This is a genomic window from Microlunatus sp. GCM10028923 (genome assembly GCF_042666975.1).
GTDB lineage: Bacteria > Actinomycetota > Actinomycetes > Propionibacteriales > Propionibacteriaceae > Microlunatus.
The window spans coordinates 41,539-55,523 of record NZ_JBHTFF010000001.1 but is presented as its reverse complement, the minus strand read 5'-3'; the positions used below and the strand labels follow the sequence as shown (position 1 = coordinate 55,523).

The following is a 13,985-nucleotide window of genomic DNA, read 5'->3' as shown; positions in this document are numbered from 1 at the left end:
CGGCCCTGAGCCCGGCGCCGGCCACCGTCAGCGCCGGGGACAGAGCAGGATGCCGTCGATCTCCGGGGCGGTCGAGCAGTCGTAGCGACGCTCGATCGCCTGCCGGAGCGAGGCGGGTTGCCGGCCGAGCCGGAACCAGTCGGTCTGCAGCAACAGGACCCGGGGTTCCGGCGCGGCCAGGCAGGACAGGTTGTCCGCGTAGCTCCTGGTGTGCCGGATCTCGGGGTTGTAGCGGGCGCGCTGCAGCCAGGTCGGTGACAGGTAGCGACAGGGCGTCGCGTTGCCGACGAAGTACGCCAGCTCGCCGTAGGCCAGGTAGAGCACCGGGGTCCCCGCGCCGAGTTCGGCCCGGATCCGGCGACCGGTCTCGCGCTGGGCGGCGGTCACGGCGGCCGTGTTCACGTTCAGCAGGCCGGCCGGCCCGTCGACCAGCGGCACCGTCGAGGTCTGGCCGGGCAGCAGCGTGGTGATCATCGACGCGGCCGCGATCACCGCCGCCGGCCAGAGCCGGTCGTCGCTCGGTCGCGGCCGGATCCCGGGTCGAGGCCGTACGGCGACGGCGGTGATGATCATCAGCGCGCCGAGCCCGGCCAGGATCGCGGCCTGGTGCTGCAGCCGCCAGTCCGCCGGCATCCGGGTCAGCACCGCTGCGGCGATCGTGCCGGTCACCAGTCCCGCCAGCAGCCGGCTGGCACCGACCCGGCCGGCCCGTACCGCCGCCGGGACCAGCAGCGCGCCGGCCAGCACCGGCAGGGCCGCGAAGTGGTAGACGAAGTACTGCCGCTGCAGGATTGCCGGCGCGAGCCCGAGCAGGACCACCGCCGCCAGGACGCCGCCGGTACGGAGCCGGTCGGTCCCCGACCGGCCGGCCGACAGCAGCAGGATCGCCGCCGGCACCATGATCAACACCGGCCAGGTCAGCAGCGCGCCACCGAGTCCGGACGCGGCGCGGCCGAGCAGCCCGTCCTGGTTCGGCTGCAGGACGGACAGCTCGATCAACCAGGTCAGCTCGACGGGCCAGCGGACCGCCACCACCCCGATCCAGGCCAGGCCGGCGGCCACCGCCGACCCGAGCACGACCGGGGCGCGTCTCCGGTCCAGCCAGCCGATCGCGATCAGCCCGATCAGCGCGATCGGCAAGGTCACGATCTTGATCGCCGCGGCGGCGGCCAGCAGGATTCCCGCCAGCAGTCCGGTCACCAGCCTGGTGCGGCGCCCGGCACCGGTCAGCCCGACCGCGACGGCGAGCACGGTCAGCACCGTGGCCAGCCAGTCCGGCTCCCAGACCGACACCGCGCCCTGAAAGGCCGCCGCCGCACCGACGGCCACGGCGAGCGGTCCGGCGACCGGACCCGGAACTCCGCGCCGGACCAGGGCCCGCCCGAGCCGCGCGGCCGCTGCCGCACAGAGGACCAGCGCGATCACCTGCAGCGCGATCTCGAACCCGGCACCGCCCTCGCCGAACAGCCTTGCCGGCGCGAAGGCGGCCGCGGTCATCAGCCGGTACGCCAGCGGCCGGTGGGTGAAGGTCTCGGCGATCCCCCACCAGGAGGCCGACTCGGCTCCGGCCTCGAACCGGATGTCGCCGTTCAAGGGCTGCACGACCGCGCCGCCGAGGCCGACCATGATCACCACCGCCGCCGGCCACATCCCGCCCCGGGCCGGTCGAAGCGTTCGGCCCGATCCGGCTTGACCCGTCGACAGGTTCCGGGAACGCTGCGGCTCGGCCCGGTCGTCGACCGATATCGCCATGACGTACCCCCGTACGCAATTCCCCGGCCTCGACCTCACGACTCCAAAATGAACAACACATGTCCGGCCGATGTCCGTGAATTGACGAACGCCGGACCAGCCGGCTTCCCGACCTGAGCACGATCTGGAGACTGCTACGGTCATGCCCGTGGCACACCTGGTCCGCCGGCTAGCCCGCAACACAATGGTGCGGAAGCTGACGAAGAATGAACTCATCCGGAACAATCGGTACTTCCAGGCACTGCGGTACAGCGTCGTCCGACACCCGATCGAACGCAGTGGTGCCCAGGTCCCGATCGCGCTCAAGGTCCGGGTGAATTCCAAGCTCGACATCGAGCCCGGCTCGCCCGCATTCTTCGGCGCGCTGCGTGGCGTCGTCTGGGCGGATCCGCTGCGGATCGCGAAGTGGGACCACATCGCCGTCTGGCGGGTGAACCACGATCCGGCCGCGACCTCGCTGGCCAACGTGCTGGGCGAGCGCGTCTTCCCGTCGGCCAATCGCGACCTGGTCTGCCTGATCGACGAGCTGAACCCGGAACTGACCTCGACGTACGACCTGCTCACCCTGCTCGGCCGGACCCGAACGGCGCCGACCACCGAGCAGTTCACCGAGCAGCGGAACCTGCTCGTCGTCGTCGACCCGCCGACCCGGACCGCGACGTCGATCTCGACCACCTGGAGCCGCACCCGGACCGTGGTCCTACTGACCCGGCCGAGCCCGTTCCAGCCGTCCACCTTCGCCGACGTGGACGCGCTGCTGGTCGCGGATTCGGTCGACCCGAAGCCGTACGAGGGTCTCGGGATTCCCTTCCTGACAAGGTTTTTCGAGTTCGACGACGCCCTGGCCCAGGTCAAGGCGCTGGTCAGCGGCTCGGTGGAGCGGCCGCCCGGCTACCACTTCGCGGTGAAGGGCCGGATCGAGGATCTGCCGGCGGCTGTCGATCATGAGACCGACATCGTCTGCGTCGTCGAGGACGGCGCGGTCGACGCCAGCGCGATGACCACCTTCGCCGATTACTTGGCCGCCTTGATCGACCGCTCCGAGCTGGTCGCGGTGCACTCCCGGTTCCTCTACAGCCACGAGTCGCTGATCCGCGACGACCGGCCGGAACTGCTGCTGCAGCGGCTGATCTCGCGCGGCGCCCGGATGCGGGTGCTGTCCGGCCAGTTCACCGCCCAGCCGGTCTGGAGCGGACGATGACCACGCCGATCAAGATCGTCCATCTGTCCGGCTCCGCGCTGGCCGGAGCGCCCGGAATGCTGGCCCGCGCCCAGAATCAGTTGTACGGCTACGACGCGGTGCATTTCCGGACCGGTGATCACGGACATTTCCGGGATCTCATGTCGATCAACACCATTCCGGTCAAGGCGAATTCCTTGGACGCGGAACTGGTCCGGCGTCACATTTCCGAAGCCGACGTCATTCACGTCCATAATCTGGTGTCCCCGTTCGCCTTGTCCTGGCTTGCCGAAGTCGACGGAATCAACGAACGGACCTTGATCTATCAGGTGCATTCGCCGACTCGGGAACGCCCCATTTATCGCGATCTCTCCGACGCCGTCGGCCTGGAATGGGACGCCCGGCTCGCGGTGTCGCAGATCCATCCGCGGCTCTTCCCGACGATGACGCCGGTGCCGAACTGCCTGTACCGGGACTGGCTGACGCCGCGGCTGCGGTCCCGGCCTCGCTTCGACGGTCCGGTCCGGGTCGTCTTCTCCCCCTCGACTCCGTCGCGGGCCCGGTGGAGCAGCAAGTCGTCACCCGCGTTCGACGCCCAGCTGAAGCAACTGGGCGACAACCGCCGGTTCGAGTTGATCAAGGTCACCGACGTGTCGCCGGAGCGACTCTCGGCGACCCGCTCGATGGCCGACGTGAGCATCGACGAGGTGCTCACCGGCGGCTTCCACCTGGTTTCCTACGAGGGCATGGCGGCCGGCAACGTGGTCGTCAACGGAGCCGACGAGCTGTCGCTGGCGGCGTTCGCGATGGGCTTCCGTACCAACGAACCGCCGCCGTTCCTGCGCACCGATCTGGACGGGTTCGCCGAGCAACTGGGCCGGCTCGCCTCCGACCGGCGACTGCTGGCCGACTGGATGGACGCCGCGCACGACTACTACTGGCGGATCATGTCGGCCGAACGGGTGGTCGGCATCTACGACGAGATCTACCGGGCCGGGAAGGCGGGGCATGGCGAACGCGCTGACGCGGTTGCGTGATCATTTCGCCGGTACGTCGGTCGACCTGGTCGGCAACGGCCCGACGGCGACGATGTGGCGGCCGCGGCCGTCGGTCCGGGTGGCCACGGTCAACGCCGGGCTGAAGCTGATGGCCGAGCACGACGCGATGGCCGATCTGTACTGGGTGCAGGACGAGCGGTTCATCGCGACCAAGCCGCAGGCCCTGCTGCCGTACCTCGACCGGACCAGGTTCTTCGCCGCCAACGCCGACATCGCCCACCAGGCCGGCATCGTCGACGACCGGCTGATCCCGATCCGGATGCTCGACTACGAGACGTTCTCCCGGGAGCCGCGGATCGGCCTCGGCCACGGCTACAACGTGATCTTCGGCGCCCTGCAGATCCTGCGCTGGTGCGGCGTCCGCCGGATCGACCTGTACGGCGTCGGGCTGCGCTACTGGTCAACCGACACGAGGTTCGACCAGCGGGTCCGCGGCTTCGACGTGGACCTGCACCGGTCCGGCGACCAGGTCCGCCTGGTCCGGCAGGCGCTGGACATCGTCGAGGCCGACGGCATCGAGGTCGAGATCCACGGCGATTCGGCGCTGTCGATCGCCCGCACCGCCGCCCGCTGACCCTGGAAGGGTCAGCTGGCCAAGATCAATTCGGTGGCCTCGGCGACGGCCTGCCGGGAGCCGGCCAGGTTCCAGTGCTGGCCGCGGTGCTCGACGATCTCGGCCGCTCCGCCGGCGCCCAGCACCAGCGCGGCGCCGGGCAGCCAGTCCCAGAGGTTCAGGTTCTTCTGCAGGAACAGGCCGGACCAGCCGCTGGCCACGCCGGACAGGTCGATCGAGGCCGAGCCGAGCATCCGGACCGTCGCGGTCGCGGCCACCACGGACCGCCACGGCTGGAAATGATCATCGTCGGCGAACTTGTCCGGGTGCAGATAGGTGCAGACGGAGACCCGGTCCAGCGACTGGTCGGACAGGGGCGCGACCGGCTTCGCGTTGCGGGTGGTCGGCCGGTCCGGGCCGCCGACCCAGAGCTCGTCCCGGGCCGGGTAGTAGACCGCGCCGACGATCGGACCCTGCTCGTCGACGAGCCCGATCGCGGAACACCAGTACGGGACCTGGGTGAGGAAGTTGTACGTACCGTCGACCGGGTCGATGTACCAGGTCCGGGCCCCGGGCCGGCTGGCGCCCTCCTCGCCGACCACGCCGTCGTCCGGCCGGTGCTCCAGCAGCCGGCTCACCACCCGTTCCTCGGCCGCATGATCGGCCGCCGAGACGACATCGGAGATCGACGTCTTGTAGTGGGTCTCCAGTCCGTCCGCCAGCATCGCCGCAGCCAGCGTGCCGGCGTCTCGGACCAGGTCGGCAGCAAGATCGGGATCGTTCACGTCACGACCCTATCGACCGGGCGGAACGGCTCGCGCACCAGTCCAGCAGCCGCTGCACCGGCCAGGTGTTGATCACCCGATCGGGGTCGATGCCGGCCGCCTCGGCCCGTTCGCAGCCGTACGCCAGGAATTCCAGCTGACCCGGCGCGTGGGCGTCGGTGTCGATCGAGAACAGGCAGCCCATCTCCACCGCCAGTTGGAGCAACCGGGTCGGCGGGTCCCGGCGCTCCGGCCGCGAGTTGATCTCCACCGCGACGCCGAACGCCCGGCACGCCTCGAAGACGACCTCCGCGTCGAACGTCGACTCCGGCCGGGTGCCCCGGTCGCCCTCGATCAGCCGGCCGGTGCAGTGGCCGAGGATGTTGGTGCGCGGGTTGGCGATCGCCGTGACCATCCGGTGGGTCATCGACTCCGAGTCCATCCGCAGCTTGGAGTGCACACTGGCGACCACTACCTCAAGGTCGGCGAGCAGGTCGTCCTCGGCGTCCAGCGAGCCGTCGTCGAGGATGTCGACCTCGATCCCCTTGAGGATCCGGAACGGTGCCAGGGCCTGGTTCAGGTCCTCGATCACGGCCAATTGCTGCCGGCGCCGCTCGGTGGTCAGGCCGCGCGCGACCGTCAGCCGCGGCGAGTGGTCGGTGATCGCGCAGTACTCGTGGCCGAGCGTCCGCGCCGTGATCATGGTCTCGTCCAGCGGGCTGCCGCCGTCGGACCAGTCGCTGTGGCAGTGCAGGTCGCCGAGGATCCTGGCCCGGAGTTGATCACCGCCCTGGGTCAGCGGCACCTTCGCGTCCCGCAGCTGCTGCAGGTATTCGGGGACGGCGCCCGCCATCGCCTGGCCGATCACGGCCGCGGTCTTCGGCCCGATGCCGGTGATCTTGCCCCAGCTGCCGCGCCCCTGATGATCGTTCCGTTCGGCCTCGGACAGCTGGTCGACCGCATCGGCCGCACGCCGGTACGCCTTCACCCGGTGCGTGTCGGCTCGGCTCCGCTCCAGCAGGAAGCCGATCTCGCGCAGGGCGACGACGGGGTTCATGATCACGCGTCCTTTCGCTCGGGGCTTCGACGGGGGCGCGGCCGAAGTCGTACCGTCGGCATGTCGGGGGCCTCCATCACACGCTCGGAACGATCGACGACGGCCGGGAACCGGTCCGCCCGCTCCAGCCACTCCTGCCGGTAGCCGGCCACCTCGTCATGGCTGCGGCCGACGAAGTTCCACCACATGACGATCTCCTCGGCGAACGGCTCGCCGCCGAGCAGCAGCACCCGGCCGCCGACCTCGCTGCGCAGCGTCACCGTGTCCCGGCCGTTGCCGAGGTAGAGAAGTTGATCATGGTCGACCGGGCGGCCGGCGATCTCGACGGTCCCGGTGGCCACGAACGCTCCGTGCTCGTACCCGGGCTGCAGCGGCAGGGTCAGCTCGCCGCCCGGCTGCAGCTCGAGATCGACCGCCAGCAAGGGCGTGTACGTGTGCGCCGGCGACCGTACCGTCCCGACGGAGCCGAGCAGAACGGTCCCGGACCCGCCGTCGCCGGACAGCCCGGGCAGGGAGCGGTGCGACGCGAAGGCCGGCTCCGCGAACCGGGCGGACTCGGGCAGGGCCAGCCAGAGCTGCAGGCCGTGCATCGTCGGCGGCTTGTCCGCCGGTGACAGTTCGCTGTGCACGATGCCGCGGCCGCCCGTCATCAGGTGCAGTTCGCCGGGCCGGACCCGGACCCGGCTGCCCACGCTGTCGGCGTGGTCGATCTCACCCTCGAGCAGCCAGGTCACCGTCTGCAGACCGGTGTGCGGATGCGCCCAGACCTGCATCCCGGGAGCGTCGGCCACGTCCTCCGGCCCGAAATGATCAAGGAAGCACCAGGCGCCGATCATCCGGATCTGCCGGTCCGGCAGGGCGCGGACGACCTGGGTGGTCTTGCCCAGCCAGACCGTACGGCCGGTCAGCAGCAACTCCTCCGGGCCGGCGGCGCCGGACGCGGTGCAGGCGTACTCGTCCGGCTTGGTCTCGACGTCGCTCACGGGCTGCCTCCTCTCCCTCACCGAAGCTTAGGGCGGGCCGCCGGCGGTGGGTGCAATAGGCTCAGGCCATGGCCGCGACCACTCGAGGGATCATCAAGTCGCTGCTCCCCTCGGCCAAGACACGCGCCGCGATCGGTCGCCGGCTTTCGGCCGTCACCGGAGCGATGGCGACGGCCACCGTCGCCGAGATGGAGACCCGGCACAGCTGGTTCGTCCGGCTGGACGCCAAGCACCGGTCCTGGATCACCCTGGTCGCGCAGGCCGGCATCGACGGGTTCGTGCACTGGTTCAGCGAGCCGGAACCGGCCGAGCCCAGCACGATGGACGTGTTCGGTTCGGCGCCGCGGGAGCTGGCCCGCAAGATTTCGCTCTATCAGACCGTCGAGCTGGTCCGGACCACGATCGACGTGGTCGAGCAGCAGATCGACGAGGTGATGCCGCGGGCGGACCGGCCGATCCTGCACGCGGCGATCCTGCACTACAGCCGGGAGCTGGCCTTCTCCGCGGCCGAGATCTACGCCCGGGCCGCGGAACTGCGCGGCGCCTGGGACGCCCGGCTGGAGGCGCTGGTGGTCGACGCGGTGCTCCGCGGGGAGACCGACGAGGCCGTACTCTCGCGGGCTTCGACGCTCGGCTGGGGTTCGGCCACGACGGCGGTGGTCGTCGTCGGCCCGGCCCCGGAACACGAACCGGCGCAGGCGATCGAGTCGATCCGGCACGCCGCCGCGAAGGACGGCCTGGACATGCTGGGCGCCGTCCAGGGCGACCGGCTGGCCATCATCCTGGGCGGCGCCGAACTCGCCGAACCCGACCGGGCCACCGCCGCGACCGCACGCTTCGTCGACCGGTTCGGGCCGGGATCGGTGGTGGTCGGGCCGCCGGTGGAGCACCTGATGGACGCCCCGGCCAGCACCCGCGCGGCCCTGTCCGGCTACCGCGCCGCCGCCGCCTGGCCCGAGGCCCCGCGCCCGGTCAGCGCCCAGGACCTGCTGCCGGAACGCGCGCTGTCCGGCGACGGGCACGCCCGCCGGGCCCTCGCCCACGACATCTACCTTCCGCTGGCGGGCGCCGGCGGCGGACTGCTCGACACGCTGATCACCTTCCTCGACCACGGCAACTCGGTCGAGGCCGCGGCCCGGGCGCTGTTTGTCCACGCCAACACGGTGCGCTACCGGCTGCGGCGGATCCACGAGGTCACCGGCTACGGTCCGACCGACCCGCGCGACGCGTACACCCTGCGGATGGCCCTCACCCTCGGCCGGCTGCTGAAGCCCTGACCGGAGCGCCCGGAACCTCTCAACCATCCCTTAAACCTGCCAATTTGGGCACGAGACTAGTTGGTTTCTACGGTCGGACCCGGACCGAGCGCACCTGCGCCGCGGCGCAGGTCTCGAACGATGCCCCGGGGTCGGGCGCCGAGCCGCCGTGGCCGGGAAGATCGACCGCGATCGCCGGTCCGCCGACACCGGGCCGCCGGATAGAGTGCGCGAGTCCCGTCCCGCGGAAACGAGGTGTGCCACGACCGGATCAGCGCTGACCGCAGGTCGCCGGATGCCGCCGCTGATCAGCCCGGCGGCGATCGAGGTCTTCACGCACGTGATCACGCGCGGACCGGTGCCGCGGGTGGAGATCGCTCGCGCCACCGGGCTGTCGTTCGCCGCCGTGACCAAGGCAATCGCGCCGTTGATCGAGGCCGGGTACGTCCGCGAACACGGGAGCGCCCGGGTCAAGGCGGGCACCGCCGGCCGGCCGGTGAACCCGTTGTCGGTGGTCGACGACGCGGGCCTGCTGGCCGGGATCAAGATCAATCCCGGTGAGCTGATCGGGGTGATCACCGGCCTCACCGCCGAGGTACGCCGGGAGGCGCGCGCCGACCTGACCGCCGACGACCCCGCAACGGTGATCGACGCGATCAGGACCATGATCACCGAGCTGACCGCCGGCCTCGACCATGATCGACTGCTCGGGCTGGGCGTCGCCGTTTCGGGCGACGTGGACGGCCGGGCGGGGGTGGTCCGCGAGTCCGTCCGGCTCGGCTGGCGGGACCTGCCGCTGGCCGCCCGGCTCCGCGAGGTGGCCGGAATCCCTGTGGTGGTGGAGAACGACGTCCGGGCGCTCACCCTCGCCGAGCACTGGTTCGGCGTCGGACTGGACACGACCTCGTTCGCGATCATCACGATCGGCACCGGCATCGGCTGCGGGCTGCACCTGAACGGAGACGTGGTCGAGGGAGCGTTCGGCGTGGCCGGCGAGATCGGTCACCTGCCGCTCGGCGACCCGGACCTGACCTGCAGTTGCGGCCGGCGGGCCTGCCTGGAGACGGTCGCCTCCTCCGCCGCCATCCTCACCTCGATCCGGAACGACGCCGATCATCCGGAGCTGACCTGGACCGAGGCGCTCCGCCGGGCCCACCAGGGTGACCCTGCTGCCGTCGCCGCCTTCGCCCGCGCCGGTAGTGCGATCGGGCGCGCGATGGCCACCGTGGTCAATCTGGTCGGGCCGGAGGTGATCCAGGTGGTCGGCGAGGGCGTCGCCGACTTCGACCTGTACGAGGACCGGATGCGGGCGGCGTTCCATGATCATGTCTTCGGCGCGGCCGAACGCTGCCGGATCGGCACCAGGTCACACAGCTTCACCGACTGGGCCCGCGGCGCCGCCGTCGCGCTGCTCCGGTCGGTGGTCCGGAACGGCACCCGTACCAAATAGTTGACGTCGTGAAGTAACCCCGGGTACGGTCACAGGACCGACCCAGGAGGCACTGCGATGACGCATTCCGATCCCGCCCGCCGGTCCCGATCACTCCGTTGGCGCCGGCTCGCCGCAGCCGGGCTGGCCCTGGCCGTCACGGCCGCCGGGCTGACCGCGCCGCCCGCCGCGGCCGAGCCCGCTCCGCAACCCGCCGAACGCCCGGTGACGGCCGCGAAGCCGTACCTGGGCTGGAGCAGTTGGAGCCTGCAGGCGACCAAGTACCCGGGCGTCAACCCGGACGGCGAGGGCAGCTGGCTGACCGAGGAACGGGTCCGGGCCCAGGCGGACGTGATGGCCGAGGACCTCGCCGAGTACGGCTACGAGTACATCAACATCGACGCGGGCTGGCAGGCCGGCGGCGACGAGCACGGGCTGCCGACGGTCAACCAAGATCGTTTTCCGAGCGGGATGAAGGCGCTCGGCGACTACCTCCATGATCGCGACCTGAAGTTCGGGATCTACACGGTCGTCGGCCTCGGCAAGGACGTCTACCGCGACGGCACGACGCCGATCAAGGACGCCCCTGGCTGCACCACCGCCGACCTCGTCTACGACGATCTGCGGACCACCAACGGCTGGGACATGTCGTACAAGATCAACTACGAAAGCCCTTGCGGACAAGCCTATGCGGACAGCATCGCCAAGGTGTTCGCCGACTGGGGCGTCGACTTCGTCAAGATCGACGGGGTCGGTCCGGGCTCGTTCAAGGGCGGCCCGAACTACGACAACCGGGCCGACATCGAGGCCTGGTCGAAGGCGATCGCCAAGACCGGCCGGCCGATGAACTTCCTGGTCTCCTGGGCGATCAGCCACCGCTACGCCGACGACTGGAAGCAGTGGTCCAACGGCGTCCGGGTGGACACCGACGTCGAGTGCTACTGCGAGACGCTGGTCACGTGGAACCAGTCGGTACGCCAGCGCTGGTTCGACTCCGTGCAGTGGCTGGACGACGCCAAGCCCGGCTTCTGGCCCAACCTCGACTCGCTCAACGTCGGCAACGGCGAGATGGACGGGCTGACCAAGGCCGAGCGGCAGAGCTACGTGACGCTCTGGTCGATCGCCGCGGCACCGCTCTACATCGGCGACGACCTGACCAAGCTGGACGCCTACGGCAAGCAGCTGCTGACCAACCGTGAGGTGATCGCGATCAACCAGCGCGGCAACCCGGCCCGGCCGCTCGACCAGGCGTCGCAGCAGCAGGTCTGGTCGGCCAGCAACGACGACGGCAGCTACACCGTGGCGCTGTTCAACCTGGCTGGCGAACCCGCGAAGGTCACGACGACCTGGCGCGAGCTCGGGTTCAGCGGGCCGGCCCGGGTCCGCGACGTCTGGGCGGGGCGCGACCTCGGGACCGAACGCTCCGGCGTGAGCGCCGAGTTGCCGGCCCACGGCTCGCGGCTCTACACGGTGCGGCCGGTCGATCCGTACGCCGACGCGCCCTCGATCCCGACCCGGCTGCGGGCGACCGCCGCCGGCCCGGACCGGGTCGCGCTGGCCTGGCAGCCGGCCACCGACGACGGCGCGGCGACCCGGTACGCGGTGCTCGTGGACGGCACCGAGGTGCTGCGGACCGACGCGCCGCAAGCCACGGTGACAGGGCTCGATCCCGCCACGGCGTACCGGTTCGAGGTGCGGGCTCTCGGCGCCCGGGGCGCCTCGGCTCCCGGCGCGCCGCTGCAGCTCAGCACGACCGGCCCGGACGGTCCGCGGACCTACCAGGGTGAGGCGGTCGGCAACGAGTTCGCCGGCGGCGCCGGAGTCTGGGACTGCTCGGGCTGCTCGGGTGGCAAGAAGGCCGGCTACATCGGCGGGTCCGGCACCCTGGCCTTCCCATCGGTCACCGCGCCGGCGGCCGGCACGTACCTGCTGACGATCGACTACGTGGCCGCCGACGCGTCCCGCCAGGCCAAGATCACGATCAACGGCCGGACCACCTGGATCAACGCACCCGGCAGCAACGACGAGGACTGGAACACCCCGCAGACGTTGCAGGTGCCGGTCCGCCTCGAGGCGGGCGAGAACAAGATCAGCTTCGGCAACCCGGACGGCAGCGCACCCGATCTGGACCGGCTGACTCTCTGATCATCGCTTCGCCGGACCAGAGTTTTCGATCATCCGGGAACTCGGTCCGGCGTTGCCGAGTTGTCAGGTCAAACGCCGGGATCGGGGCCGGCCCACTGCGGTGAACCTGCCGGGTGGCCAGTGACTGCGGAGACGGAGGCCCCGATGATCTTGTCCGACCCTGTGATCCTGTCCGACCCTGTGATCCTGTCCGACCCTGTAATCCAGTCCGACGCTGTGCCCGTGTCCGAACCGGCGTCGGCTCGGCCGGCCCAGCCGCGGAACCCTTGATCGCCTGATGCCGACGGCGACCGACGAACACGCCGCCGGCGCCCGATCACTCCGGTCGGTGCTGCGGCACGATCTGCCGGCCTCGCTGGTGGTCTTCCTGATCGCGATCCCGCTGTCCCTCGGGATCGCTGCCGCCTCCGGCGCCCCGTTGATCGCCGGCCTGGTCGCGGCCGTCGTCGGCGGGGTCGTGGCCGGCGCACTCGGCGGGTCGGTGCTTCAGGTCAGCGGGCCGGCGGCCGGCCTGACCGTGGTGGTGGCCGGGCTGGTGGACCAGTTCGGCTGGCCCGCCACCGCCGCGATCACCTGCGCCGCCGGTCTGCTGCAGATCCTGCTCGGCGTGACCAGGATCGGCCGGCTCGCCCTGTCCCTGTCCCCCGCCGTGGTGCACGGGATGCTGGCCGGGATCGGCCTGACGATCGCCTTCCAGCAGTTGCACGTGGTGCTCGGCGGCGCCGCGCAGAGTTCCTTGATCAAGAACCTGGCCGAGCTGCCCGGCCAGATCGTCGGCCATCACCCGCCGTCGGTGCTGATCGGCCTGGCGACCGTGGCCGTACTGCTGATCTGGCCGCGGCTGCCGAAGGCGAAGTCCGTGCCGGCACCGCTGGTCGCGGTCGTCGCCGTGACGGTGCCGGCGGCGGTGCTGGCGCTGCCGGTCGAGCGGGTCCAATTGCCCGACGACCCGTTGCGCAGCCTGATCCCGCCGATGCTGCCGGCCGGTGGCCCGGTGCAGATCGGCGTCGCGGTCGTCACCATCGCGCTGGTCGCGAGCGTGGAGTCATTGCTGTCCGCGGTCGCGGTGGACAAGCTGCATCGCGGCCGGCGGGCCGACCTGGACCGGGAGCTGGTCGGCCAGGGCGCGGCCAATACGATCTCCGGCCTGCTCGGCGGGATGCCGGTGACCGGCGTGATCGTCCGCAGCTCGACCAACGTGGCCGCGGGCGCCCGGAGCCGGGCCTCGGCGATCCTGCACGGCATCTGGATCGCGCTCTTCGTGCTGGCCGCCGGGGCTCTGCTGGAGTCGATCCCGATGGCGGCGCTGGCGGGCGTGCTGCTGCTGACCGGGGTGAAGCTGATCCAGCTGGCCCACATCCGGACCCTGCGCCGGCACGACGAGCTGCTCGTCTACCTGATCACCGGCCTCGGCGTCGCCGGCTTCGGCCTGGCCGAGGGAGTCCTGGCCGGGCTGGTGGTGGCGACCGGCCGGGTGCTGCACCGGCTGGCCCGGGCCACGGTCACGGCGACCGAGCAGGAAGGGGTGTGGACCGTCCGGCTGAGCGGTTCGCTGGTGTTCCTCGGCGTCGCGTCCCTGGTCCGGACGCTGCGGTCGGTCCCGGTCGGCGTCCCCGCCCGGGTCGAGCTCGGGGTGGATCACCTCGACCACGCCGCGTACGAGGCGCTGCAGGACTGGCGCCGCGGGCACGTCGCCCGCGGCGGCACGGTCGACCTGGACGAGGCCGCGGTGCAGGCCGCGCTGGCCGGCCAGCCGAGCCGTCCCGGTCCTCCGTCCGGGCCGGTCGCCGGATGATCACCGCGGCCCG

General features: G+C 71.2%; 11 protein-coding genes. 7 read left to right on the top strand and 4 right to left on the bottom strand.

The features are described 5' to 3' along the window. Window positions 1-27 precede the first annotated feature (27 nt). Window positions 28-1,752, bottom strand: coding sequence for a hypothetical protein (locus ACFQU4_RS00250; protein ID WP_377485481.1), 1,725 nt, complete (start codon window positions 1,750-1,752; stop codon window positions 28-30). Window positions 1,753-1,900: 148 nt separating this feature from the next. Here ACFQU4_RS00250 and ACFQU4_RS00245 point away from each other — a divergent pair, with 148 nt between their 5' ends. Genes ACFQU4_RS00245 through ACFQU4_RS00235 form a run of 3 tightly spaced genes read left to right on the top strand, consistent with a single transcriptional unit; the run spans window position 1,901 to window position 4,564 of the window. Beyond that, on the top strand, window positions 1,901-2,953 hold the full coding sequence (locus tag ACFQU4_RS00245) for a hypothetical protein (protein WP_377485479.1): 1,053 nt from the start codon (window positions 1,901-1,903) through the stop codon (window positions 2,951-2,953). Further along, window positions 2,950-3,969: a hypothetical protein gene (locus ACFQU4_RS00240; protein WP_377485477.1), complete on the top strand. Its 1,020-nt coding sequence runs from the start codon at window positions 2,950-2,952 to the stop codon at window positions 3,967-3,969. Before ACFQU4_RS00245 ends, ACFQU4_RS00240 begins: the two co-directional genes overlap by 4 nt. Continuing rightward, window positions 3,941-4,564, top strand: a complete 624-nt coding sequence (locus ACFQU4_RS00235) for a hypothetical protein (RefSeq protein ID WP_377485474.1) — start codon at window positions 3,941-3,943, stop codon at window positions 4,562-4,564. The genes ACFQU4_RS00240 and ACFQU4_RS00235 overlap by 29 nt, the downstream gene beginning before the upstream one ends. Window positions 4,565-4,575: 11 nt before the next feature. Here the strand turns inward: ACFQU4_RS00235 and ACFQU4_RS00230 are convergent, their stop codons facing one another. Genes ACFQU4_RS00230 through ACFQU4_RS00220 form a run of 3 tightly spaced genes read right to left on the bottom strand, consistent with a single transcriptional unit; the run spans window position 4,576 to window position 7,347 of the window. Further along, complete coding sequence (locus ACFQU4_RS00230; RefSeq protein ID WP_377485472.1) at window positions 4,576-5,328, bottom strand: inositol monophosphatase family protein; 753 nt, start codon at window positions 5,326-5,328, stop codon at window positions 4,576-4,578. Window position 5,329: 1 nt separating this feature from the next. Then, window positions 5,330-6,364 (bottom strand): PHP domain-containing protein, encoded by a 1,035-nt coding sequence (locus tag ACFQU4_RS00225; RefSeq protein WP_377487314.1) that lies wholly within the window; start codon window positions 6,362-6,364, stop codon window positions 5,330-5,332. A 2-nt stretch (window positions 6,365-6,366) separates the two neighbouring features. Continuing rightward, window positions 6,367-7,347: a pirin family protein gene (locus ACFQU4_RS00220; RefSeq protein WP_377485469.1), complete on the bottom strand. Its 981-nt coding sequence runs from the start codon at window positions 7,345-7,347 to the stop codon at window positions 6,367-6,369. Between the two features lie 68 nt (window positions 7,348-7,415). Here ACFQU4_RS00220 and ACFQU4_RS00215 point away from each other — a divergent pair, with 68 nt between their 5' ends. The 4 genes from ACFQU4_RS00215 to ACFQU4_RS00200 all read left to right on the top strand — a co-directional run bounded on the left by ACFQU4_RS00215 (window position 7,416) and on the right by ACFQU4_RS00200 (window position 13,972). Beyond that, window positions 7,416-8,624 carry a PucR family transcriptional regulator gene (locus ACFQU4_RS00215; RefSeq protein WP_377485466.1) on the top strand — a complete coding sequence of 403 codons (1,209 nt, stop codon included), beginning with the start codon at window positions 7,416-7,418 and terminating at the stop codon, window positions 8,622-8,624. A 274-nt stretch (window positions 8,625-8,898) separates the two neighbouring features. Further along, complete coding sequence (locus ACFQU4_RS00210; RefSeq protein WP_377485463.1) at window positions 8,899-10,053, top strand: ROK family protein; 1,155 nt, start codon at window positions 8,899-8,901, stop codon at window positions 10,051-10,053. Window positions 10,054-10,110: 57 nt separating this feature from the next. Continuing rightward, window positions 10,111-12,177, top strand: coding sequence for a fibronectin type III domain-containing protein (locus ACFQU4_RS00205; RefSeq protein WP_377485460.1), 2,067 nt, complete (start codon window positions 10,111-10,113; stop codon window positions 12,175-12,177). Between the two features lie 277 nt (window positions 12,178-12,454). Next, window positions 12,455-13,972 (top strand): SulP family inorganic anion transporter, encoded by a 1,518-nt coding sequence (locus ACFQU4_RS00200; RefSeq protein ID WP_377485457.1) that lies wholly within the window; start codon window positions 12,455-12,457, stop codon window positions 13,970-13,972. Window positions 13,973-13,985 lie beyond the last annotated feature (13 nt).